Origin of the sequence: Helicobacter saguini (assembly GCF_000762875.2) — a bacterium.
Classification (GTDB): Bacteria; Campylobacterota; Campylobacteria; order Campylobacterales; family Helicobacteraceae; genus Helicobacter_A; species Helicobacter_A saguini.
Map to the genome: position 1 here is coordinate 1 of NZ_JRMP02000045.1, position 2,150 is coordinate 2,150.

General features: G+C 28.4%; 2 protein-coding genes. Both read right to left on the reverse strand.

Annotation, left to right across the window (positions count from 1 at the left end):
- Positions 1-148: 148 nt before the first annotated feature.
- Positions 149-907 carry a PDDEXK family nuclease gene (locus LS64_RS12055; RefSeq protein ID WP_034573690.1) on the reverse strand — a complete coding sequence of 253 codons (759 nt, stop codon included), beginning with the start codon at positions 905-907 and terminating at the stop codon, positions 149-151.
- Positions 900-1,898, reverse strand: coding sequence for a DNA (cytosine-5-)-methyltransferase (gene dcm, locus LS64_RS12060; RefSeq protein ID WP_193554445.1), 999 nt, complete (start codon positions 1,896-1,898; stop codon positions 900-902). Before dcm ends, LS64_RS12055 begins: the two co-directional genes overlap by 8 nt.
- Between the last annotated feature and the right edge of the window lie 252 nt (positions 1,899-2,150).

A 2,150-nucleotide genomic window follows, 5' to 3' on the forward strand; every position in this document is an offset into this window, starting at 1 on the left:
TTATACCTTATGTATATTTGCTAGATTCTAGCAAAAGCGGACGTAAGAGAGTGGATACTATGAAAAAGGAATTTAACCTTTTTAATATGATTTCACTTAATGCAAGGGTAGCAAGTGATAATGATTTAGCTTTTTTAGATTCTATAATTTATTCTATCTCAAACAATTCGCAAGGATTTATTTTAAATTGTAACATTTTAGCAGTGTCGCGTCCATTATCACCACCCTTTCTTTGCATTGTGATTTTTCCTATTTTTAGGCTTCCTTGCGAACTAAATTTCACTTCACCATTATAAAAATTTATCACTTCATTAATGGGTTTTAACCGCCATTTTAAAGGCTCACAATATTTCATTTTTAAAATTACTAAAAACCATTCACTAGCAAATTTTCCACGCCCTTTTAGAATATCATTTAGGATTAGAATCTTATTTTCTGTAAAATACTTTAGAATCTTTTCTTGCTCTTCTGTGCTAAATTCATAAAAAAACATTCTACGAGAATCTTTTGGATTATTTATTTTAGGTAATTTTTCACCGACAAAATATTGCAAAATTTCTAAAATATCATTAGGCAGATTCCATAATTCAACATAAGATTTTAAATATCGTTTGTCAATTTGATTGAAACCCTGCGGATTTGATGCAAGTTTGACTTGAATATTTTGCACATCTTGTAACTTTTTTAGCTTAATAGTTACATTAATCACAACTTGCACATCAGCTTTATAACTACCTTTAATTTTTTCAGCCTTAACACTTTCAATTTCTTGAATCTTATAATTCATAGCCTTTAGCCACTCTTGTGCTAATTCATTAGATTTCCACGCATTAAAAGTTTCAATTACAAATTTTTCATTTTGAAAGCCGTCTTTTGCCGTTTTTGAACCTAAACTCACTTTATCCATTTGCCACCTTTTCATTTTTTGTATAAAAAATATTACCAGCAATAGATTCTATCACATTTACGCTCATTGCGTTTCCACATTGCCTTAAAATATCACTTGTTTTAAGATTTATAATTTTTTGCTCTAAATTATCTAATTTATAGAATCCTTGTAATTTTAAAGCTTCTAAACCACTAAGTTTATAAAGCTCTTTGTTATAAACATATAATAAACCTTGTCTATCACGTCTTAGCGTTGGAATCTTGTTTTTATAGATTCTCAAATCGCTTTGTCTAGTATCAATCACTAAAAAATCTTGCGATAGAATCTGCTCTAAATTTACTCTATTTTTATTATATTTATTTTCAATATATCGTAAAAATGTATTATAAGATTCAGTATTTTTTCTAAATAAATTTTCATTATTTGGACTTAAAAAATCCTTAATATTAGCAAAATTAGAATCTTGCAAGATTTGCGTATCAAAATAGAATCTAGATTCTAAATCCTTACGAATACCGACAAAATAAATGCGTTCTCTACTTTGCGGCAAGTTAAAATCAAGCGAATTAAGCAATTTGTAAGAAACATTATAATTGCAAGATTGCAAAAGCTCTAAAATCGTGCGTAAAGTCGCACCTTTATTGTGATTTATAAGCCCTTTTACATTTTCTAAAATAAAATATTTTGGCTGTTTTTCTTGCAAAATCTTGCTTAAATGAAAAATAATCTGCCCTTTATTAGAATCTTTTAAGCCCTCCCTTTTGCCAACAATGCTAAAAGTTTGACAGGGAAATCCGCTAATTAGCAAGTCAAAATTAGGTAGATTTTTAGAATCTAGCTTTGTCAAATCACCAAGTTCTAGCTCATTTTTTGTATCAAAAAAGCTTTTATAAGTGCGTATCGCTTCTTTATCAATCTCGCTAAAACCCACACATTTAAAGTCATTTAGCTCCAGTCCCAAACGCCCACCGCCGATACCAGCACAAAAATCAAGGAAAGTCAAACTCATATCACACCGCAAAATATAAAAAATATTGCTGAATCTTATACAAAAAATTTTGTGTTTTGTTAATATAAAGTGTAAAAAAATTTGCATAATGCTAATAAAGATTTACGTAATAATGTGATAAATGCAAAGAATCAAGCTATCGTTTATAAAAGTAATGTAGCTAATAATTTAATGCAAATTGTAGGTTTTAATGTGATAAATGATTATAAAAGGATTTTGAATGAAAACTAAGAATGTAAGATATAAATTGAC